Source organism: Ectothiorhodospiraceae bacterium BW-2, from assembly GCA_008375315.1.
In the GTDB taxonomy this organism is placed as follows: Bacteria; Pseudomonadota; Gammaproteobacteria; order Thiohalomonadales; family Thiohalomonadaceae; genus BW-2.
Map to the genome: position 1 here is coordinate 786,444 of CP032507.1, position 21,249 is coordinate 807,692.

22 protein-coding genes are annotated in these 21,249 nt (G+C 53.6%); 15 read left to right on the plus strand and 7 right to left on the minus strand.

The annotated features are described in order from the left end of the window. Positions 1-63 precede the first annotated feature (63 nt). Genes D5085_03605 through D5085_03620 form a run of 4 tightly spaced genes read left to right on the plus strand, consistent with a single transcriptional unit; the run spans position 64 to position 3,056 of the window. Positions 64-900 carry a diaminopimelate epimerase gene (locus D5085_03605; GenBank protein QEP42300.1) on the plus strand — a complete coding sequence of 279 codons (837 nt, stop codon included), beginning with the start codon at positions 64-66 and terminating at the stop codon, positions 898-900. Continuing rightward, positions 897-1,595: a DUF484 family protein gene (locus tag D5085_03610; protein QEP42301.1), complete on the plus strand. Its 699-nt coding sequence runs from the start codon at positions 897-899 to the stop codon at positions 1,593-1,595. The genes D5085_03605 and D5085_03610 overlap by 4 nt, the downstream gene beginning before the upstream one ends. Positions 1,596-1,615: 20 nt before the next feature. Next, positions 1,616-2,551, plus strand: a complete 936-nt coding sequence (gene xerC, locus D5085_03615; GenBank protein ID QEP42302.1) for a tyrosine recombinase XerC — start codon at positions 1,616-1,618, stop codon at positions 2,549-2,551. Then, a complete protein-coding gene (locus D5085_03620) occupies positions 2,511-3,056 on the plus strand; it encodes a hypothetical protein (GenBank protein QEP42303.1) in 546 nt (181 codons plus the stop codon). The genes xerC and D5085_03620 overlap by 41 nt, the downstream gene beginning before the upstream one ends. A gap of 64 nt (positions 3,057-3,120) precedes the next feature. Here D5085_03620 and D5085_03625 read toward each other — a convergent pair whose 3' ends face one another. The 3 genes from D5085_03625 to D5085_03635 form a co-directional block, all read right to left on the minus strand. Beyond that, positions 3,121-3,702: a DUF3501 family protein gene (locus tag D5085_03625; GenBank protein QEP42304.1), complete on the minus strand. Its 582-nt coding sequence runs from the start codon at positions 3,700-3,702 to the stop codon at positions 3,121-3,123. A 15-nt stretch (positions 3,703-3,717) separates the two neighbouring features. Continuing rightward, positions 3,718-5,046, minus strand: a complete 1,329-nt coding sequence (locus D5085_03630) for a Fe-S oxidoreductase (GenBank protein ID QEP42305.1) — start codon at positions 5,044-5,046, stop codon at positions 3,718-3,720. A 106-nt stretch (positions 5,047-5,152) separates the two neighbouring features. Continuing rightward, complete coding sequence (locus D5085_03635; GenBank protein ID QEP45040.1) at positions 5,153-5,572, minus strand: rubrerythrin; 420 nt, start codon at positions 5,570-5,572, stop codon at positions 5,153-5,155. Positions 5,573-5,813: 241 nt separating this feature from the next. On the opposite strand from D5085_03635, the gene D5085_03640 reads away from it, so the two are divergent. From D5085_03640 to D5085_03650, 3 genes are all read left to right on the plus strand, one after another. Beyond that, on the plus strand, positions 5,814-7,319 hold the full coding sequence (locus tag D5085_03640; GenBank protein QEP42306.1) for a hypothetical protein: 1,506 nt from the start codon (positions 5,814-5,816) through the stop codon (positions 7,317-7,319). Between the two features lie 199 nt (positions 7,320-7,518). After that, positions 7,519-7,989 (plus strand): peroxiredoxin, encoded by a 471-nt coding sequence (locus D5085_03645; GenBank protein QEP42307.1) that lies wholly within the window; start codon positions 7,519-7,521, stop codon positions 7,987-7,989. A 31-nt stretch (positions 7,990-8,020) separates the two neighbouring features. Then, the gene (locus D5085_03650; protein ID QEP42308.1) at positions 8,021-9,433 is read left to right on the plus strand and encodes a PhoH family protein; all 1,413 of its coding nucleotides are present in this window, start codon (positions 8,021-8,023) and stop codon (positions 9,431-9,433) included. On the opposite strand, the gene D5085_03655 is transcribed toward D5085_03650, so the two are convergent. Then, positions 9,428-10,741: a U32 family peptidase gene (locus tag D5085_03655; protein QEP42309.1), complete on the minus strand. Its 1,314-nt coding sequence runs from the start codon at positions 10,739-10,741 to the stop codon at positions 9,428-9,430. The two genes, D5085_03650 and D5085_03655, sit on opposite strands and share 6 nt — an antisense overlap. Positions 10,742-10,819: 78 nt before the next feature. Here D5085_03655 and D5085_03660 point away from each other — a divergent pair, with 78 nt between their 5' ends. Genes D5085_03660 through ubiB form a run of 8 tightly spaced genes read left to right on the plus strand, consistent with a single transcriptional unit; the run spans position 10,820 to position 17,164 of the window. Beyond that, a complete protein-coding gene (locus D5085_03660; protein QEP42310.1) occupies positions 10,820-11,512 on the plus strand; it encodes an ABC transporter substrate-binding protein in 693 nt (230 codons plus the stop codon). Positions 11,513-11,516: 4 nt separating this feature from the next. Further along, positions 11,517-12,062, plus strand: coding sequence for an ATP-dependent protease subunit HslV (hslV, locus tag D5085_03665; GenBank protein QEP42311.1), 546 nt, complete (start codon positions 11,517-11,519; stop codon positions 12,060-12,062). Beyond that, on the plus strand, positions 12,058-13,398 hold the full coding sequence (gene hslU, locus D5085_03670) for an ATP-dependent protease ATPase subunit HslU (GenBank protein QEP45041.1): 1,341 nt from the start codon (positions 12,058-12,060) through the stop codon (positions 13,396-13,398). Before hslV ends, hslU begins: the two co-directional genes overlap by 5 nt. A 39-nt stretch (positions 13,399-13,437) precedes the next feature. After that, a complete protein-coding gene (locus tag D5085_03675; protein ID QEP42312.1) occupies positions 13,438-13,812 on the plus strand; it encodes a DUF971 domain-containing protein in 375 nt (124 codons plus the stop codon). A gap of 28 nt (positions 13,813-13,840) precedes the next feature. Continuing rightward, positions 13,841-14,587 carry a bifunctional demethylmenaquinone methyltransferase/2-methoxy-6-polyprenyl-1,4-benzoquinol methylase UbiE gene (gene ubiE, locus D5085_03680; GenBank protein ID QEP42313.1) on the plus strand — a complete coding sequence of 249 codons (747 nt, stop codon included), beginning with the start codon at positions 13,841-13,843 and terminating at the stop codon, positions 14,585-14,587. Further along, positions 14,588-15,190, plus strand: coding sequence for a hypothetical protein (locus tag D5085_03685; protein ID QEP42314.1), 603 nt, complete (start codon positions 14,588-14,590; stop codon positions 15,188-15,190). 6 nt (positions 15,191-15,196) lie between these two features. Next, entirely contained in the window at positions 15,197-15,505 is a 309-nt protein-coding gene (locus tag D5085_03690) for a hypothetical protein (protein QEP42315.1), read from the plus strand. A gap of 9 nt (positions 15,506-15,514) precedes the next feature. After that, positions 15,515-17,164: a ubiquinone biosynthesis regulatory protein kinase UbiB gene (gene ubiB / locus D5085_03695; protein QEP42316.1), complete on the plus strand. Its 1,650-nt coding sequence runs from the start codon at positions 15,515-15,517 to the stop codon at positions 17,162-17,164. 22 nt (positions 17,165-17,186) lie between these two features. On the opposite strand, the gene D5085_03700 is transcribed toward ubiB, so the two are convergent. The 3 genes from D5085_03700 to D5085_03710 are packed head-to-tail and all read right to left on the minus strand — an operon-like array spanning position 17,187 to position 21,249. Next, positions 17,187-19,961 carry a valine--tRNA ligase gene (locus tag D5085_03700; GenBank protein QEP42317.1) on the minus strand — a complete coding sequence of 925 codons (2,775 nt, stop codon included), beginning with the start codon at positions 19,959-19,961 and terminating at the stop codon, positions 17,187-17,189. A gap of 33 nt (positions 19,962-19,994) precedes the next feature. Then, positions 19,995-20,915, minus strand: coding sequence for a polyphosphate kinase 2 (gene ppk2, locus D5085_03705; GenBank protein ID QEP42318.1), 921 nt, complete (start codon positions 20,913-20,915; stop codon positions 19,995-19,997). 34 nt (positions 20,916-20,949) lie between these two features. Continuing rightward, positions 20,950-21,249 carry a hypothetical protein gene (locus D5085_03710; GenBank protein ID QEP42319.1) on the minus strand — a complete coding sequence of 100 codons (300 nt, stop codon included), beginning with the start codon at positions 21,247-21,249 and terminating at the stop codon, positions 20,950-20,952.

Genomic DNA, 21,249 nt, shown 5'->3' on the forward strand with positions numbered 1-21,249 from the left:
TAAAGGACAACTCAGCTCTCTCAGCAAGTACCCATCCGCCCTATTGAAGTATATAATAGCGCCATGACAACCCTCTACTTCACCAAAATGCACGGTCTGGGCAACGACTTTATGGTCGTGGATGCGGTACGCCAACGGCCCCACTTTACCACAGAGTTGATTCGCCAGTTAGCCGACCGCCACTTTAGCATCGGATTTGATCAACTACTGCTAGTCGAGCCCCCTGGTTCAGACGATAGCGGCATCGACTTTCGCTACCGAATTTTCAATGCCGATGGCAGCGAGGTCGGTAACTGCGGCAACGGTGCCCGCTGTTTTGCCCGCTTCGTGAAAGAGCAGGGGCTACACCATGGGGAGCAGGTGACCGTGGCGACTCGCACCGGTCTTCTGACGCTCTATCACACCGATGATAGCCGCGTTCGGGTCGATATGGGCACCCCCGACTTTGCTCCAGAGAGCCTGCCGATGCTCACCCCGTTTCAATCCCGTTATCAGCTCGAACTAGAGGGTGAACAGCTCACTTTTGGGGCTGTCTCCATCGGAAATCCCCACATCACCCTGCCGGTAGAGTCTATTGAGAGCGCTGAGGTTGCCCGTTTCGGCCCGCTGCTAGAGTCGCATCCGCTCTTTCCTGAGCGAGTTAATGTCGGCTTTATGCAGCGAATTGACCCTCATCGGCTGCGATTGCGAGTCTTTGAGCGCGGTAGCGGTGAAACTCTCGCCTGCGGAACCGGTGCCTGTGCCGCAGCGGCTATCAGTCGCCAATGGGGTGAAACCGAAAAGTGTGTTACTGTAGCGCTCCCCGGAGGAGAGTTAACCATTGAGTGGCCGGGCAGTGGTGCTAAGTTATGGATGACTGGCCCTGCCACGGTAGTTTTTAACGGAACCATCGAACTATGAGTGCAGAATTACGACCGACCGAACAGCCGCTGACACAGCAACAGATTGCTGACTACCTGCAGCGCTACCCCGACTTTTTTGAGCAGCACCCCGAACTGCTACTACAGCTCAATCTGAGCGACAAGCGCCACAGCAATGCCACTGTCGCACCGCTGATTGATCGCCAACTAGCGCTGCTGCGAGAGCAGAATAGCCAGCAGCAGCGCCAGCTTGCCCTGCTCAAACAGAATGCGCGTGATAACGAACAGCTACTGCTCAGTCTGCAGCAGCTCATTATCTCACTACTCGAAACCAACTCGCTTGATGAGGCGATTCACTGCCTACGAGAGGCGCTGATGGAGCACTTTTTTGCCGATGTGGTCAAAATCAAGCTCTTTAGTGATAGAACAGACCGACCGGAGTATATCTCCCGCGATCACAGCCGCTTACGGCCACTTGAGGCGCTTATTGAGCGCAAAGGTACCATCTGCGGTCAACTTAAGCCGGAGCAGCAGCAGGCGCTATTCGGTAAGAGTGAGGATCCCCCCATCGCCTCCTCAATCGTTATCCCTATCTGTCGCGATAATGGCCCCTGTAGCGGTATTCTCGCTATCGGCAGCAGTCATCGCAACCGTTATCACCCCGATATGAGTACCCTGTTTATTACCCATTTAGGGGCAATTATCCATAAAATTTTTCAGGATTATCTCAGTTAAGGCGGGGGGGAGCGATTCTCATGCCAGATCCGCTTCAGAGCGATAGCGCTTTTACAACTGACATCGACCACTTCTGCGGCTATCTACAGGTAGAGAGGCGCTACTCGCCCCATACCGTGAGCAGCTACCGGCGCGATTTAGAGCAGTTTGCCATCCAGCTACAGCCCGAAGCCACCGATTGGTCAGCCGTCTCCCCTCAGCAGCTACGACAGATCGTCATGCAGCTACACCAATCGGGGCTCGCCCCCCGCTCTTTGCAGCGCAAGCTCTCGGCACTACGCAGCCTCTATCGCTATCTTAACCGCTATCGGGGCGATAGCCACAATCCTACCAATGCGATTCGTGCCCCCAAACAGGAGCAGTCTCTCCCCGATCACCTCGATATCGAACAGATATCCCAGCTACTCGATGTTGCTCCCGACTCGCCCCTAGCGCAGCGAGATCTAGCGATGATGGAGCTGTTCTACTCCTCGGGGCTACGCCTAGCAGAGCTCACTTCACTCAATCTTGAGGATATCGATCTGAGACAACAGATCCTCATCGTCACCGGTAAGGGGAGTCGCCAGCGCCAACTGCCCATAGGCTCCAAGGCGGTGGCCGCACTAGAGCAGTGGCTCAAGCTTCGCCCCCAATTTATTCGGCCTACCACCTGCGCCGAGAGCGCCTCGGCACTGTTTCTCTCCCAACAGGGACGGCGGATCAGTCAGCGCTCGGTGCAGAAACGGCTAGAGCGGTGGGGACAACTTCGGGCGCTCTCTAGCCATCTCCACCCCCATACACTGCGCCACTCCTTTGCCTCTCATCTGCTACAGTCGAGTGGCGAGCTTCGTTCGGTACAGGAGCTGCTAGGCCACGCTGATATTGCGACCACCCAAATCTATACCCATCTCGATTTTCAGCATTTAGCCCAAATTTATGATCAAGCCCACCCTCGCGCCCGCAAGCGCCGTGACTAAAAATCGGCTACACTACTCCCCTTCACCTAACCGCAACCAACGGAGGTTTACCATGACCAAGCCGCGCTATCTCGTCCCGCTGCTACTGCTTCTCGCCACTCAACCGGCAACTGCCGCCAAAGAGGGGGGCGGCTGGGTAGATGGCAAACCGAACTACTATCCCATCACCCCAGCTCTGACCGTCAATTTAAATGAGTTCGGCATCAGTTTTGCCCAGATAAAACTACAGTTAATGACTCAGGAGGTAGCCACTATCGAGGCGGTCGAAATCAATAAACCGGCAGTTATTGACGCACTGATAACGGTGATCTCCTCTAAAGATAGAGAGACGATGAACTCGATTCAGGGGCGAAAAAAGGTACAAGAGGAGATGAAGCTCAAGATACAACAGGTATTAGAGCAGCTCGCCCATATTACCCCCGGCGAGAGTGTCGGTAAGGGGGAGAGTGCGAAAGAGATTAAAAGCATCGAGCAGGTGCTAATTACTGACTTTGTAGTACAGTAACCTTACAAAAAAAGGCGGTCTCCGTTACGGTAACCGCCCTAATCTCAGAGGCATGAACGGGTTACTATTGCAGGTCACCTATCAGTGCTTGGCGCACATTATCGGCCACAACAGTCGTGTGGTGGTAGTTTTTATGCTCAATGCCGGCTAAGAGAGGGAGACCGGCTTTAAGATCGGCCACCATCTTGTCGGTTAACTCAAAGCGGAGAAAGTGAACCGAGGCTGTCTTCTCATCGCTGCTGCGGTCGAGATCTTCATTTGCAATCGGGTACACCTTCTCATGCCCCTCAACCTCCACCCAGAGAGTCTCCTCAATCCCGACTAGCCGCGCGAGCGCGACACGCCGCTGCTCGACATCGCTATACTCCATCATAAAGGTCGCTTTCCAGTTACTCCCATCGGGAATAAGCGGATTATAGACCTCCAGCTCCTCCTGAATCGCTGCGGCCTCAAAAATGCGCTCAATACGCAACATCTCCTGAATCTGATACTGCATAGTGAGCCGATCTTCAAAATAGAGCGCCGCATTAGGGCCGATAGGGAGGCGGCGATCTTTTTTGTGAGCGATCACTTTAGCTCGAAACTCAGGGCGTACTTCGGCGTACTTCTCTAGTGAATAGAGATCTTCTCGACTTAACTTCATCATCCATTCGCTCCGTTATCAGATACCATAGGCCTGCCGTAGCAGGGTTATCGGATGCTCTGCCACCCTACCGGCGGCGTGGGCAATATGGCCACCGGCCATGGCACAATCACTACCGAAGTGATCTGCTTGATATTTTTTGACCCGATCAGCCGCCGGTTTAACAATTTTCATCGACGACTCATAAAACTCCTTTTTAACCGCGTAGGTGCCATCGTGACCGGAGCAGCGCTCGATAATCTCCACTTCGGTATCGGGGATTAGATCGAGTATTTCGCGCGTCTTTTGGCCGATATTCTGCACCCGTTGGTGACAAGCGGCCTGATAGGAGACCCTACCTAGGCCGCGATTGAAGTCGGTCTTAAGTTTACCCTCTTTATGGCGCAGCATCAGATACTCAAACGGATCGAAAAAGGCGTTTTTAACCTTGCGTACCTCAGGATCATCGGGAAACATAAGGGGGAGCTCCTGCTTAAACATTAGCACACACGATGGAATAAGCGCGGTCAGATCCCCCCCCTCATCGACCATTTTAGCTAGCACCGGAATATTGATCTCTTTTGCTTTAGCGACCGACTCCAGATCACCTAGCTCCAGTTTTGGCATACCGCAGCAGGTCTCCTTAGGTGGCGTCGTGATCGGGATACCGTTATGTTCAAATACTGCCACCAGATCCTCACCTGGCGCCGGTTCGTTACGGTTCATAAAGCAGGTGGTAAAGAGCGCCACTTTACCGCGAGTTCTCCCCGCCGGTTCGGGAGTTAAGTCACTTTGGTGGCTAGCGAGCCGTTTACGCAGGGTATGGCTATGATATTTGGGCAGATTGGCATCGGCGTGAACCTCTAATACCGCCTCCAGCACCTTGCGGGTCGGTTTGAAGTTATTAGCCGCATTCACTACCGAGGAGATCACCGGCATACCGGCTAGATTCCCCACCGCATCGACACTGGTGAGAATTTTATCGCGCATTTTGACCTCACCCTGCTGATATTTGTACGCCTTAGCGCGGAGCATTAGGTGGGGAAAGTCGAGATTCCACTCATGGGGCGGCACATAGGGGCACTTGGTCATATAGCAGAGATCACATAGATAGCAGTGATCGACTACCTTCCAGTAATCGGCCTTATCGACTCCGTCAACCTCCATCGTCTCCGACTCATCGACTAGATCAAATAGGGTCGGAAACGATTGGCAGAGGCTAACGCAGCGGCGGCAGCCGTGACAGATATCAAATACCCGTTCTAGTTCGTTAAATAGGGCCTCTTTGTCATAAAAGTGGGGGCCCTTCCAATCTAAAGGGTGGCGAGTCGGTGCCTCAAGGTTGCCCTCTTTGACGGTGGTAGCCATAACTATTCTCTCCTTAGCGCATCTGCTACATTGTAAGGTAATCCATACAGCCCTCTGCCTAATCTTAACACAGAGGGCTGAAGGGAGACCCTAAACGGTTACTGAATTAAGCATCCAGTTCGTTGAGGGCTTTTTGATAGCGATTCGCATGAGAACGCTCGGCCTTAGCCAAAGTTTCAAACCAGTCGGCAATCTCCTCAAAGCCCTCATCGCGGGCATCTTTGGCCATACCAGGATACATATCGGTGTACTCGTGAGTCTCACCGGCAACCGCTGTTTTCAGGTTATCGGCGGTACCCCCAAAGGGCATACCGGTGGCCGGATCACCACACTGCTCCAGATACTCTAGATGGCCGTGGGCGTGACCAGTCTCTCCCTCTGCTGTGGAGCGAAACAGCGCAGCAACATCGTTATAGCCTTCGACATCAGCTTTGGCCGCAAAGTAGAGATAGCGACGGTTAGCTTGTGATTCGCCGGCAAACGCATCTTTCAGGTGTTGCTCGGTTTTGCTACCTTTTAGTTCCATATTGATACCTCGTTCAAGTGATTTAGGTTTAATTGGGTTCTGCCTGTCATCAGGACAGGCGCTAGAGTAGCGCTCAAAGAGGAGCAAGAAAAATCGTTTATTCTGATAGGTTCGATTGACAAAGCCTATCAAAGCCCCCCCTCTAGCCCCACAGATAGTAAGGCCATTTTTGGGGGTCAGAAGGGTTAGAGGGGTAATTTTTTAGTCATTGGTTTACAATTCGCCACCACTGTCCGCTTAAATGGCAACCGCAACCCATCACAACATTGAGGAGAGAGAGTTGAGCAGTCCAGTATCACTTCAGCAGCTAATCGTCGCTATTGGTACCATCACCCTGCTGGTGATCGTTGCCGCCGGCCTGATTACCAGCTATAAACTAGACCAATATCAGCAGGTTGCCGATACGATGACAGAGCACCTGCAACAGGCATCCACAGCGGCCTCTCACCAAGCTCTACTCACGGTTGTCGATCAGTTTCGGGACGATCTCGCAAGCTGGGATCGCACCATCTTGGTGATAACTATCGTGCTGTTTATCCTCTTTTTTCTCGCCACCCGCTATGTTATTCGGCGTATTATCGCTGATATTCTCGCAATTAGCGCCAATTTAGAGCAAATTGCGATCGGCGATAGCCAAAACCATTTCACGAGCCGTAGTTCGAAAGGGTGCCTAAAGAGTGTCGAGCGGAGTATCAGCCAACTTATCGACTACTTTACCGGCCTCATTGAACGCGAAAAAGAGAATCGCCACCAGAGTCAGGCCTCACTCTTCTCCCTAAGAGAGGAGCTAGAGCGGAGCCAATTTAACTACCATATCAACACCTCAGCGAGCGAGGATATGAATGGCGGACTGGAGCTAGTTCGTCACGATATGTCAGACAATGTCAATTTGATTAAGGGCGTCTCCGAATCGACTCTAACCATCTCCCGTGAGGCCGCCAATGGTGTTGGCCAGGTAGAGCAGTTTCGTGGCCATATTCAGCAGCTACAGCAGCTAGCCGAGCAGTCACAAGCGACGGTGAGCACCATGGTCGAACGCAATCGGCAGATTAATGACATCGTCAAAATGATCGAAGGCATCGCCGAACAGACCAACCTACTAGCACTCAACGCGGCGATTGAAGCCGCCCGTGCCGGCGAGCAGGGGCGCGGCTTTGCCGTCGTGGCTGATGAGGTTCGCAACCTTGCTAACCGTACCGCCAGCGCCACCACCGAAATTAGCCAATCGATCGAGACCCTTAACGATGAGATCGAACAGATTAGCCGCAACTCACATCGACTCTTTGATAAGGTGACCGAATCGAGCCAAGCTATCGGCGAAATTGTCACTATTTTGCAAAATTTTGACCAAAACGCGACCGATCTTAGCCGCACCACCTCCTATATGCACTACCATATTTTTATTACTCTAGTCATGATCGACCATGTGGTCTTTAAGGCCAACGCCTACTTCTCCATCTCGACAGGACAGAAGACGATGAACTTCAGTGACCACCATAGCTGCCGCCTCGGTAAGTGGTACGATACCGTTGGCAAAGAGCTGTTAGGTCACTACCGTCCGTTTCAACAGATGATTGAGCCGCACAAGGGGGTACATAGCTGCTCTTTGCGCAACATGGAGTTTCTTGAAGCCGGTACGGTGGATCAGCACCGAGACGAGATTCAAGCCAATTTTGAGCAGATGGAGCGGCACAGTGACGAGCTATTCCGTCTGTTTGAGCAGCTACTCAAGGAGATTAGCCAGTAGCGGCACACTGCGCAGGGGTTAGCTCAGATGATTTAAGTGCGGGCGCCAGCCATAATAGATAATAGATAATAGATTGATACCCAGCGGCCTCGTTGTGCTAAAAGCCCCCCTCTGCTCATAGGCAGCGGCGGGTTGATCCTCTATACTCTGCCCCCTTTCTCTACATCCACAACCCAATTGAGTCTTGAAGGAGCCCAATATGAGTGTAACCACAGGTGAACCTATCGCCGACTTCTCCCTACCCGCGACCAGTGAGCAGAGAGTCACCCTCAACGAACTAGTCGGCAAACGGGTGGTGATCTACTTCTACCCCAAAGATAACACCTCCGGCTGTACCACCGAAGGGCAGGAGTTTAGCGCCCTCTATCGCGAATTTGAGCAACACAACTGCCTGATCTTCGGAGTCTCGCGCGAGTCGATTCGCTCACATGAGAACTTTAAAGCCAAATACGAGTTCCCGTTTGAGCTCATCTCCGATCCCGACGAGACACTCTGCCAGCTCTTTGATGTTATCAAAGAGAAGCAGAACTACGGTAAGACCTATATGGGTATCGAACGCAGCACTTTTTTAATTGATGAGAACGGTGTGCTGCGACAGCAGTGGCGCAAAGTTAAAGCAGCAGGACACGCCGCTGAGGTTTTACAAGCAGTCAAAGCGCTCGATAGTTAATCGTTAATTAAACAGTGAGGCCAAGCCACTTATGAGTAACAAAAAAAACAAGCTATTTGTGCTCGATACCAATGTACTGATGCACGATCCCACCGCCCTGTTTCGGTTTGAACAGTGCGATCTCTTCCTACCGATGGGGGTACTGGAGGAGCTAGACAATAATAAAAAGGGCCACTCCGAGGTAGCTCGTAACGCCCGCCAAGCGAGCCGCTTTATGGACGAGCTGATGGGCCATGTGCCCCAGGATCAGATCTGCGATGGCATTCCACTCTCCGGCATCGCTAGCGGGGAGGCCGAGACTCTAGAGCTAGGGCGACTCTTCTTTCAGACCGAAGTGGCTAAGGCGGGTCTCCCCTCGACCCTGCCAGGTTCAAAGCAAGATAACTCGATCTTAGAGATTACCCTAGCTCTAAACAACCGTATGCCGGAGCGGCAGGTGGTGCTGGTCTCGAAAGATACCAATATGCGCATTAAAGCCGCCGTGCTAGGGATTAAGGCTGAGGATTATCGCAACGATCAGGTACTAGAGGATGTCGAACTGCTCTATAAGGGGGTGAGCCACCTAGGCGACGACTTCTGGCAACAGCACGGCAAGGATATGGCCTCATGGAGTGAAGAGGGACGCAGCTACTATAAACTGACCGGTCCTGCGGTCGGCGAGTGGTATCCAAATGAGTTTATCTATACCGACGATCCCGACGCCCCCTTTAGCGCCATTGTGCGCCACATAGAGCTTGAGGGCAGCAGCGCCACCGTAGAGGTGATTAGAGACTATAGCAGCGATCACAACAGTGTCTGGGGCATACAAGCCCGTAATGCCGAACAGAACTTCGCCTTTAACCTGCTGCTAGATCCTGCCATCGATTTCGTCACCCTAGTCGGCCAAGCCGGTACCGGTAAAACCCTACTAGCGCTAGCCGCCGGATTAGCCCAAGTGATGGAGAGCAAAACCTACGCTGAGGTCATAGTCACCCGCGTCACCGTGCCGGTAGGTGAGGATATCGGCTTTCTCCCAGGGACTGAGGAGGAGAAGATGACCCCGTGGATGGGGGCGCTACTCGATAATCTGGAGGTCTTAACCGAAGGTGAGAGCAACAGCGAGTGGGAGCGGGCCGCGACCCAAGATCTACTCCATAAGCGGATTAAGATCCGCTCGCTCAATTTTATGCGCGGTCGCACCTTTCAAAAGAAGTATATTATTATCGACGAGGCGCAAAACCTCACCTCCAAACAGATGAAGACACTCATTACCCGCGCAGGCCCCGGCACCAAAATCGTCTGCCTAGGTAATATCGCCCAAATCGACACCCCCTATCTGACCGAAACTAGCTCAGGGCTCACCTATGTGGTAGATAGATTTCAGCGCTGGGAGCATAGCGGCCATGTCATGCTGGTTCGCGGCGAGCGCTCGCGCCTAGCCGACTACGCCGCCGAGGTGCTATAGCGCCTCATCCCCCCACGACGCCAGCTCTTTTGCGAGCAGAGCGTAGTGCCAACTCCCACTATCGAGCGGTAGCGCCATCTGCACCTGATGGCCACTACCGGGGGCGACCCCTACCGCCTCCCCCCCGAGCTTTTGCATCTGCTCTAATTGAAACCGAGAGTGGCCATTTGGGGTAATTAGCTGAAGGGTATCCCCCACCTCAAAACGATTTTTAACCACAATAGTCGCGATCCCGCTCTCTGGATTGAACTCACTAATCTCACCGACAAACTGCTGCCGAGTCTCGGTCGAGTGGTTGGTGAGATAGTTTTGGTGCTCATGGCTGTGGTGGCGCTGATAGAAGCCATCGGTATAGCCACGATTGGCCAAAAAATCGAGTTCAGTCACAAGCGCCGGATTAAATGGCCGACCCGCTACCGCATCATCGATCGCCCGCCGATAGACTTGAGCGGTACGGGCGACATAGTAGTGCGATTTAGTTCTACCCTCAATTTTTAGACTATCGACACCGATCTCAACCAGCCGCTGCACATGCTCCACCGCCCGCAGATCGCGCGAATTCATAATATAAGTCCCCTGCTCATCCTCCTCTATCGGCATCATCTCACCCGCTCGGGTCACCTCCTCTAGCAGATAGCTACCGTCGGCCTCAGGGTGGCGCTCGGTGCCGAGCATACTCTCCTGCCCCCCCGCCTCTAAGCGGTACTGCCAACGGCAGGCGTTAGTACAACTCCCCTGATTTGCATCGCGATGGTTAAAGTAACCCGATAGCAGACAGCGACCGGAGTAAGCGATACAGAGCGCCCCATGGACAAAGAGCTCCAGTTCGGTGTCGGGACACTGCTGGCGAATCTCGGCCACCTCATTGAGCGATAGCTCCCGTGACAAAATCACCCGCTGAACCCCGAGAGAGTGCCAAAAGCGCACCGCTGCACTATTCATGGTGTTCGCCTGTACCGATAGATGGATCACCTGCTCTGGCCAGCGCTGGCGCACCAGCGCAATCAGACCGGGATCGGCCATAATTAACGCATCCGGCTTTAGATCGATAATCGGAGCCATATCATCAATAAAGGTCTTGACCTTAGCATCGTGCGGCAGCACATTAGTAGCCAGAAAGAGCTGTTTACCCTGACTGTGGGTCTCATCAATCCCCCGCTGCAGCTGCTCTAGGGTCGAAAAATCGTTATTGCGTACCCGCAAACTGTAGCGCGGCATGCCGGCATAGACCGCATCCGCCCCGTAGGCAAGTGCATAGCGCAAGTTGTTAAGGGTACCGGCAGGGGCCAGTAATTCGGGTTTAACCATCGCCTGATAGGACTCCGTTGTGGTAAATTAGCTCTATGTTATCAGAAATACTACCCTAAATACCGGAAACTATCGCCTATGAAACCGCTACTCAAACCCTATTGGCTACTGCTACTCCTCTTTAGCACTGCCACTGTGCTAGCTACCCCCCCACCCCCCTCTCAACTACTGAGTGAGGCGACCGAAAAGCTCATCGAGACACTCACCGAACAGCAGCAGCAGATAAAAACCAAGCCGGAACTGCTGCTCACTATTGCCGATACCCACCTACTGCCGCTGTTTGATGTCAAATTGATGTCGCGCTATGTCCTCGGGCCGAGCTGGAATAGCGCCTCCCCCGAACAGCAGCAGCTATTTGAGCAGGAGTTTACCAATTTAATCATGCGCTTCTATATTTCGGCCCTAATGAGCGACCCACAACGCATCGATCAGCTAGTCGAAGCAGGAAGCCAAATCATCACCTACCATCCGGTAACCAATCTCAATGATAAGAGCCGTAAAGTAGTGGTCAAAGCGACGGTGACTCTACCGGGAGAGGGTCAACAGCTACCGGTCGATTTTCGGCTCTACCGCCGCAGTAGTACCGATGGCTGGCGGATTTACGATCTAACAGTGGAGGGGATCAGCCTGATCACCAACTACCGCAATACCTTTAGCATCGAGATTAGCCGTGATGGGCTAGCCCCCATGCTCAAACGGCTACAGCAGAAAAACGCCGATATTTTGCAGCAGATCCGCCAAAGCGGTACGCTTAAAGAGCCAGCGGCCTAACGCGATGGAGCAGTACCACGCCACAACCATTTTAGCCGTCAGACGCCACAATCAAGTTGTCATTGCCGGTGATGGCCAAGTCACTCTAGGCCACACCATCATGAAGGGCAACGCCCGCAAAGTGCGCCGCCTCTATAAAGACCGAGTCTTAGCCGGCTTTGCCGGCGGCACCGCTGACGCCTTTACCCTCTTTGAGCGCTTTGAGGGCAAACTAGAGAAGCACCAAGGCCATCTAGTCCGCTCAGCGGTTGAGATGGCCAAAGATTGGCGCACCGACCGCATTTTACGCCGACTAGAGGCGCTACTACTGGTCGCCGACACCGAGACCACACTCATGATTACCGGTAACGGTGATGTCATTGAACCGGAGCAGAATCTGATTGCCATCGGCTCTGGCGGCCCCTACGCCCAAGCAGCCGCCACTGCGCTGATGAACGAAACCGAGCTCTCTGCCCGAGAGATTGCCGAAAAGGGGCTCGCCATCGCCGCCGATATCTGCATCTATACCAACCAAAACCTAACGATTGAAACGCTAGAGAACAGTGATTAATACCGACACCCTCACCCCACAACAGATCGTTGCCGAACTCGATAAACATATTATTGGCCAAGCCGCCGCTAAGCGGGCAGTGGCGATTGCGCTACGAAACCGCTGGCGTCGTAGCTGCGTCGAAGAGTCGCTACGAGATGAGATTACCCCCAAAAACATCTTAATGATCGGACCGACCGGAGTCGGCAAGACCGAAATTGCCCGCCGCCTAGCCAAACTGGCCAACGCCCCGTTTATTAAAGTCGAAGCGACCAAATTTACCGAAGTCGGCTATGTCGGTCGCGATGTCGAATCGATGATTCGCGATCTGGTCGATATCGCCATTAAAATGCTGCGCGAACAGGAGATGGTGCGAGTAGAAAATATCGCCTATGACGCCGCCGAAGAGCGCATTTTAGATAGTCTCCTCCCCCCAGCGCGAAATGAGAGTGAAGAGGAGGAGAACCAGTGGCGTCAAGAGAACCCCACGCGGCAAAAGTTTCGTAAAAAGCTACGAGAGGGCGATCTGGATGACAAAGAGATTGAAATCGAAGTAAGCTCCCCCTCCATCGGGGTTGAGATTATGGCCCCCCCCGGCATGGAGGAGATGACCAGCCAGCTCCAGAGCCTATTTCAAAATATGGGCAATAAAAGGAGCAGACGGCGCAAAATGAAGCTAGCCGATGCGCTTAAAAAGCTCACCGAAGAGGAGGCGGCCAAACGGGTTAACGAGGATGAGATTAAGCTCAAAGCGGTCGAAATGGTCGAGCAGAGCGGCATTATCTTTCTCGATGAGATCGATAAAATCACCAGCCGCTCCGAAATCAAAGGGGGCGATGTCTCCCGTGAGGGGGTACAGCGTGATCTACTACCGCTCGTCGAAGGCTCGACCGTCACCACTAAATATGGCATGGTCAAAACCGACCATATCCTCTTCATCGCCTCGGGGGCGTTTCATCTCGCTAAACCGTCCGATCTCATTCCAGAGCTACAGGGGCGGCTACCGATTCGGGTCGAACTAGAGGCGCTAGGAGTCAAGGAGTTTGTCCGCATTCTGACCGAACCTAACGCCTCACTGACCGAACAGTATCAGGCGCTACTCGCCACCGAAGCGGTCACGCTACACTTTAGCGAAGCGGGGTTGGCCCGTATCGCCGAAATCTCCTGGCAGGTTAACGAAGCGACCGAAAATATCGGAGCCCGCCGACTCCACACCGTACTAGAGCGGCTATTAGAGGAGATCTCATTTACCGCCACCGAACGACAAGGTCAAACCATCACCATCGACCGCGACTATGTCGATAACCAGCTTAGCGAACTGGCCGATGATGAAGATCTGACCCGCTACATTCTGTAGCCAGCCCCCTTCCCCCTAACCAGATAGTATGAGATAGCGATGAATAGACATATTCCAACCGAAATTACCCTCCATAAACAGGCGCGTCAACTTGAACTCGCCTTTGATGATAACCAGCGCTTTCAGCTACCGTGCGAATTTTTACGGGTTTACTCCCCCTCGGCCGAGGTGCGTGGCCACGGCCCGGGTCAAGAGAGGCTGCAAGTTGGCAAAGAAGATGTTAATATCGAAAAGATTGAGCAGGTTGGCACCTATGCCATTAGCATCACCTTCGATGATGGCCACGACAGCGGTATTTATGACTGGAACCTGCTCTACGACTACGGTGTGAACTACCTTAAATATTGGCAAGCCTACCTCGATAAGCTTGAAGCGGCTGGCCACAAACGCAAGGTCGCCACAGCGCAAACTTAACCCCTACGGCACGATCTGAGGCAGAGAGATGAGAGAGCAGACCACCCATTTTGGTTTTGAGCAGGTCGCCACCGATGAGAAGGTGCGACGGGTTGCCGGCGTCTTCGACTCGGTTGCCGATAAATACGATCTCATGAACGATCTGATGTCACTCGGCATCCACCGTCTCTGGAAACGCTTTACCATCGAAAAGAGCGGCGCTCGTCGTGGCCACCACATTCTCGATATTGCTGGCGGCACCGGCGATCTCACCGCCCGCTTCGCCGATATTGTCGGCCCCTCAGGCTCAGTCACCCTAGCCGACATTAACGCCTCAATGCTCAATAATGGCCGCGAACGACTCATCGATAGCGGCCATATCGGCAATATTCGCTATACCCAGGCTAACGCCGAACAGCTCCCCTTTGCCGATAACCAGTTCGATATTATTACCATCGCCTTCGGCCTACGCAATGTCACTGATAAAGAGGCGGCGCTACGCTCCATGGCGCGGGTAGTTAAACCGGGGGGGCGAGTGCTGATTTTAGAGTTCTCCAAGCCGACCTCGGCGCTACTCAATAAACTCTATGATCTCTACTCATTTCAGCTACTACCCCGCATCGGTCAGCTCGTTGCGAATGACGCCGATAGCTACCGCTATCTAGCCGAATCGATTCGAATGCACCCCGATCAAGCGACGATGCGCCAAATGGTGCTCGATCACGGCTTTGATGAGTGCGATGTTACCAACCTTAGTCAGGGCATTGTCGCCCTCCATCGCGGGTTTAAATATTAGATGTTCACCACCGCCCTCTGCGCCACGCTCGAACAGGGTCTGAACGCACTACTGCGGCTAGAGCCAGAGCTGCACCAACAGCTCGCCGAGCTAGAGGGGCGTACCTTACACCTTAAGCTCCAAGGAGTTGCGCTTAGCGCCACCCTTCGTTTCGGTCACCGCATCGAGATCCTCTGTCACGACGACGGTCTAAGCGATGTCACCCTAAGCGGCCCACCGCTCGCCCTGTTGCGACTCATGCAGCAGCGCCCCGGCAGCGAGCTGTTTGGTAGCGGCGCGGTCGATATTCAAGGCGATGTCGCGCTAGTACAACAGCTACAGCAGATGATCGACCGAGCCGATATCGATCTTGAAGAGTGGCTATCGCATCTACTCGGCGATGCCCCAGCCCACACCCTCGGCCGCATGACCCGTTCGGTTACAAGGTGGTTGGCACAGAGCTACGCCGATCTACGCTACCAGAGCGAACAGTACCTCCACCACGAAACCGAACAGCTACCGCTGCGTTGGGAGGTGGATCAATTTATTGACGCAGTTGATAAGCTGCGTAACGATACCGATCGCCTAGAGGCGAGACTTAACCACTACCTCTCTAAAGGATAATTGCCAATGGCCACCTCTCTATTACAGCGCGCTCTCCCACTGCTGCCCCTCCTGCTACTACCGATCGTGGCGACGGCCGCCCCCAAACAGCCACCAGAGCGACCCGACATGATTAAAATGATGGATAACAACGGCGATGATAGCGTCAGCCTACAGGAGTTTACCGCTGCGGCCCAAAAACAGGCCGAGGAGGCATTTGGCCACATGGATCTCGACAGTAACGGCCAAATTAGTCGCGCCGAACTAGAGGAGCTAGATAAAATGATGCGCGAACAGTGGCAGCTACGACGCGAGCAGAGGGAGCGGCAGCCCTAACGGTCGCCGATGGCCCCCGGAGAGCTGTGGCGCATCCTCTTTATCGGCTGGACCTTCCTACGGCACGGTCTGGATGAGCTGCTATTTGCCACCCCCCTATTTCGTCCCATCCACTTTTTGCGCTGGACACTCTGGTGGCACTGGCTTAGACGAGATCGAAAACTGGGTAATCGCGGTGAGAGGATCCGCTGTGCCTTAGAAGATCTCGGCCCTATCTTCGTCAAATTTGGCCAAATCCTCTCCACTCGTCGCGATCTACTCCCCGACGATATCGCCACCGAGCTCATCAAACTACAAGATAGAGTCCCCCCCTTCTCCGGCGAAGTGGCGCGCAAAATCATCGAAAAGGCGTATCAGCAGCCACTAGAGAAGATCTTCAAACAGTTCGAGACCACCCCACTCGCCTCGGCCTCCATCGCCCAAGTCCACTGCGCCACCCTCCATGATGGCACCCCTGTGGTGGTCAAGGTGATCCGTCCCTCAATCGATAAGGTGATTCGGCGCGACATCGGCCTGCTCTATACCCTCGCCCACAGCGTACAGCGCTACTGGTCGGAGGGGGCACGACTCCATCCGGTAGAGGTGGTGCGCGAATTTGAGAAAAATCTGCTCGATGAGCTCGATCTACTGCGCGAAGCGGCCTCAGCGACCCAAATAAAGCGTAACTTCGCTAACTCCGAGCTACTCTATGTCCCCGAAATCTACTGGCCTTGGTGTCGTAAGCAGGTGATGGTGATGGAGCGAATTAACGGCATTCCGATTGGCGATATTGCCGCGCTAAGAGCCGCTGGAGTGAACTTTAAACAGCTAGCCGAGAGAGGGGTGGAGATCTTCTTTACCCAAGTCTTTGAGCACAACTTCTTTCACGCCGATATGCATCCTGGCAACATCTTCGTCTCGGCCGAAGAGCACCACTATCTGGCGATCGACTTTGGCATTGTCGGCACCCTAAGCCCCGACGATAAGCGCTATCTAGCTGAAAACTTCCTCGCCTTCTTTAAACGCGACTATCAACGGGTAGCGGAGCTCCATGTCGAGTCGGGTTGGGTGCCCAAACATACCCGAGTCGATGAGTTTGAGGCGGCGATTCGTACCGTCTGTGAGCCGATCTTTGAAAAACCGCTACAGGAGATCTCCTTCGGTCAGCTACTGCTACGGCTATTTCAGACCGCTCGCCGCTTCAATATGGAGGTACAGCCGCAGCTAGTGCTGCTGCAAAAGACGCTGCTCAATATCGAAGGGTTAGGACGACAACTCTACCCTGAACTCGATCTGTGGCAGACCGCCAAACCCTTTTTAGAGCGCTGGATGGATGAACAGCTCGGAGTACGGGCAGTCGTCGCTCGGGTGAAACGGGCCTTTCCCCGCTGGAACGAAACCGCAGCCGATATGCCGATGCTTATTCACGACACCCTACAGCAGGCGACCCACGGTAAGCTACAGTTACAACTGCACGAACAGAGCCTAAATAAAATTCAACAGATCCTAGAGCAGACTCAGCGTCGTACCGCGTCAACCATTATGGCCGCAGCGCTCATTATTAGCGCAACGGTATTAATGGGGTTACAGAGCTACTATCAACCTAGCGCCGCCGGCGTACCGCTATTAAGTTGGCTGATGGGGATAGCTGGGGGGGTGCTCTATTTTCGGGGGCGCTAAACCGGCACCAGTTACGAGTTGACTAAAGCTGTCGAATCCTCTCCGACTGCTGCTGTAACTGTCGCAGAGAGCCTTCGGCATCGGCCAGTTTCGCCTGCTCGTTAGCCACCACCGCCTCGGGAGCATTGGCCGTAAAGTTGGCGTTACCTAGTTTGCCTCGCAGCCGTTTGACCTCCTGCTCTAGCTTGGCCACCTGCTTACCGAGTCGCTCCAGTTCAGCTCCCTTATCAATCAGCCCCGCCATGGGGACCAGTAGCTGCATCTCGCCGACTAGAGAGGTCGCCGACTCCGGTGACTCCTGTTCCGGCTCTAGCCAGATAATTTGCTCTAGTTTGGCTAGCTTGAGCAGCAGCGGGCGGTAGCTATGCAACCATTCGCTATCCTGTGCCGAACCGTTGTTAAGATAGATAGTCAGTGGCTTGCTAGGAGCGATATTCATACCCGAACGGATTTTTCGCACCCCAACCACCACTGCCATCAGCCACTCCACTTCAGCCTCCGCCTCGGTATCGATGAGCGCCTCATTCGACTTAGGATAGGGTTGTAGCATCACCGTCTCACCCCTCACTGCGGCTAGGGGGGCCACCTTTTGCCAAATCTCTTCGGTCAGATAGGGCATTAACGGGTGAGTTAGCCGCATCATCTGCTCTAGCACCTGCACTAGCGTACGGCGGGTGCCTCGTTTAAGCGCGGCAGAGCTCTCCGCGCTATTGAGGATCGGCTTGCTTAGCTCCAGATACCAGTCGCAGTAGATATTCCAGCTAAACTCATAGAGGCTTTGCGCCACCAGATCGAGCCGATAGTCGGCCATCGCCTTGTGAATCGTGGCGATGGTCTGTTGTAGCTTCGATAATATCCAGCGATCAGGCGACGATAACTCGATCTCTCCCCCCTGCTGGCCGCAATCTTCGCCCTCCACATTCATTAGTACAAATCGAGCCGCATTCCAGAGCTTGTTACAGAAGTTACGATACCCCTCCACTCGACCTAAATCGAAGTTAATATCGCGACCGGTGGAGGCGAGTGAGGCGAAGGTAAAGCGCAGCGCGTCGGTGCCGAAAGCGGGGATCCCTTTGGGAAACTCTTTACGGGTGAGCTGCTCTATCTTTGCCGCCATCTCGGGCTGCATCAGGCCACTGGTACGCTTTTTAAGCAGCGATTCGAGATCGATACCATCAATCAGATCAATTGGATCGAGCACATTGCCCTTCGACTTGGACATCTTCTGGCCGTGGGCATCGCGCACCAGTCCATGGATATAGATATCGCGAAACGGTACCTGTCCCTCCATAAACTTCATTCCGAACATCACCATACGGGCGACCCAGAAGAAGATAATATCGAAACCGGTCACCAGTACCGACGTGGGATAGAACTGCCGCAGTCGCTGCTCATCATGGGGCCATCCGAGGGTGGAGAAGGGCCACAGTGCCGAGGAGAACCAAGTATCAAGCACATCCTCATCTTGGTGTAGTCGCAGCTCGACGCTGAGTTGATACTTCACTCTCGCCTCTGACTCGCTACGGGCGACATAGATATTGCCCGCCTCATCGTACCAAGCGGGAATACGGTGCCCCCACCAAATTTGGCGCGAAATACACCAATCTTCGATATGACGCATCCACTCAAAGTAGGTGTTCTTCCAGTTATCGGGCACAAATCGTATCGTCCCCTGCTCTACCGCCCGAATCGCGGGCTCGGCGAGCGGTGCCGTATTCACAAACCACTGATCGGTCAAAAGAGGCTCAATCACTGAGTGGCTGCGATCCCCACGAGGTACCATTAGGGTGTGATCATCGATCTTCTCTAGCAGCCCCTGCTGCTTTAGATCATAGATAATCTCATCCCGCGCCTCATAACGATCTAGCCCCCGATAGCGCTCAGGGCCATTCTCATTAATTTTGGCATCCACTGTGAGAATATTGATTAACGCTAACTGGTGGCGCTGCCCCATCGCATAGTCGTTAAAGTCGTGCGCTGGGGTGATTTTGACACAGCCTGTTCCAAACTCGGGATCGACATAGTCATCGGCAATGATCGGAATCTCCCGCCCGACTAGCGGTAGCTTGACCATTTTGCCGATGAGATGTTGATAGCGCTCATCGTCAGGGTGAACCGCTACCGCACTATCGCCTAGCATCGTTTCGGGGCGAGTTGTGGCGACGATTAGATAGCCCGACTCATCGCTTAACGGATAGCGCATGTGCCATAGATGCCCCCGCTCCTCGCTAGCGACCACTTCGAGATCTGATACAGCGGTATGCAGTACCGGATCCCAGTTGACCAGCCGCTTGCCTCGATAGATTAACCCCTCATCGTAGAGGCGCACAAAGACCTCTTTGACCGCCTCAGAGAGCCCCTCATCCATGGTAAAGCGCTCATGCCCCCAATCCACTGAGGAGCCGAGTCGGCGCAGTTGGCGGGTAATGTTGCCCCCCGACTCCCCCTTCCACTGCCACACTCGCTCCATAAAGGCCTCTCGCCCCAAATCGTGGCGACTCTTCCCCTCAGCGGCGAGCTGGCGTTCAACCACCATTTGGGTCGCAATGCCGGCATGATCTGTTCCTGGCTGCCATAGGGTATTATCGCCACACATACGGTGATAGCGGATGAGGGTATCCATCACGGTATTATTGAAGCCGTGCCCCATGTGGAGGCTACCGGTCACATTCGGCGGCGGAATCATAATGGAGTAAGCGGGCGCACCGCTCTTTTGTGAGGGGGCAAAGTAGTGACGGCTCTCCCACTGCTGGTACCAGCGCTGCTCTATCGATTCGGGGGTATAGGTTTTGTCCATAGATACCTTTTCGCAGTTAACTTAATAACGGAGTTAGCCGGTAAATTTACCACTGGAGATCCGCTGCGCCTCCATGAGCTCAATTTCGCGCGAACCGGAGATGACAATACGCGAGTCAGGCACATAGTCGAGCACCGGATCACGGCCATTGTAGTTAATAGAGTTTAGAATCACCTTCATCGCATTAAGTCGGGCGGCGTGTTTATCGTTCGAACGAATAATTGTCCACGGCGTCACGGTGGTATTGGTCCGTTTTAACATCTCATATTTAACTTTGGTAAAGTCATCCCAGCGATCTTGCGCCTGTAGGTCAACTTCAGAGAGTTTCCACTGCCGTAGCGCATCGGTCTTGCGCCGCTCAAAGCGATTCGCCTGCTCCTCCTTGGTGACGCTAAAATAGAGTTTAATGAGCGTGATCCCCTGTTTAACAAAGTCCTTCTCAAACCCCGTCACTCCCTGCATAAAATCCTCATACTCGACATCGCTACAGAAGCCGAAGACCCGTTCGACCATGGCGCGGTTATACCAGCTTCTATCGAACATCACGATCTCTCCTGCATGGGGAAATTGGGAGATATACTTCTGATAGTACCATTGGGTACGCTGCTCCTCGGTCGGTTTACCTAGGGCGACAATACGGTAGTGCTTTTCGTTCATATAGCGCGAGACGCGTCGAATGGTGCCCCCCTTACCGGCGGCATCACGACCTTCAAAGATGATAATCATCTTGCGCTGCTCATGCTCTAGATGCTGCTGTAGTTTAATGAGTTCGGCCTGATAGGGCTTAAGCTGCTTCTCCTGCTGACGGCGGATAACCGCCTTTTTCTTCTCATTTTTAAGCCTGCGATTCTCCTCTTTTAACTGTAGAATCTGCGCTTGTAGCTCCTCATAACTCAATTCGGGCTCCTCTCTAGCGATATTTTCAGCCCGATTGATCTCAGTTGTGTCACTCATCATCTCTCTCCTGCCCTATCGGCTCTAAATCTAATTACTCGGTTAACTCTTCGATATAGGTTCGCCCTATCGGGGTCTGGACATAGACCTTTTTACCTCCGTTATCACGCGACCAGAAGTAGTAGTAGCCCTTCTCCGGCTCACTGGTTACTTTGCCCGATCTCACTATCCAACTTTTACTATGTTCGCCATCGGCGTAGGTGACCCGATAGTCCCCCTCTAGCCAAGTGACTGCGGCTCGACCGATACGATTTTGCTGCTCTTCGGAGCAGCCCGAAAGCCACAGCGCTAACAGAGCGGTTACGATTAACAGCCGTTTCGATAACAGATACAT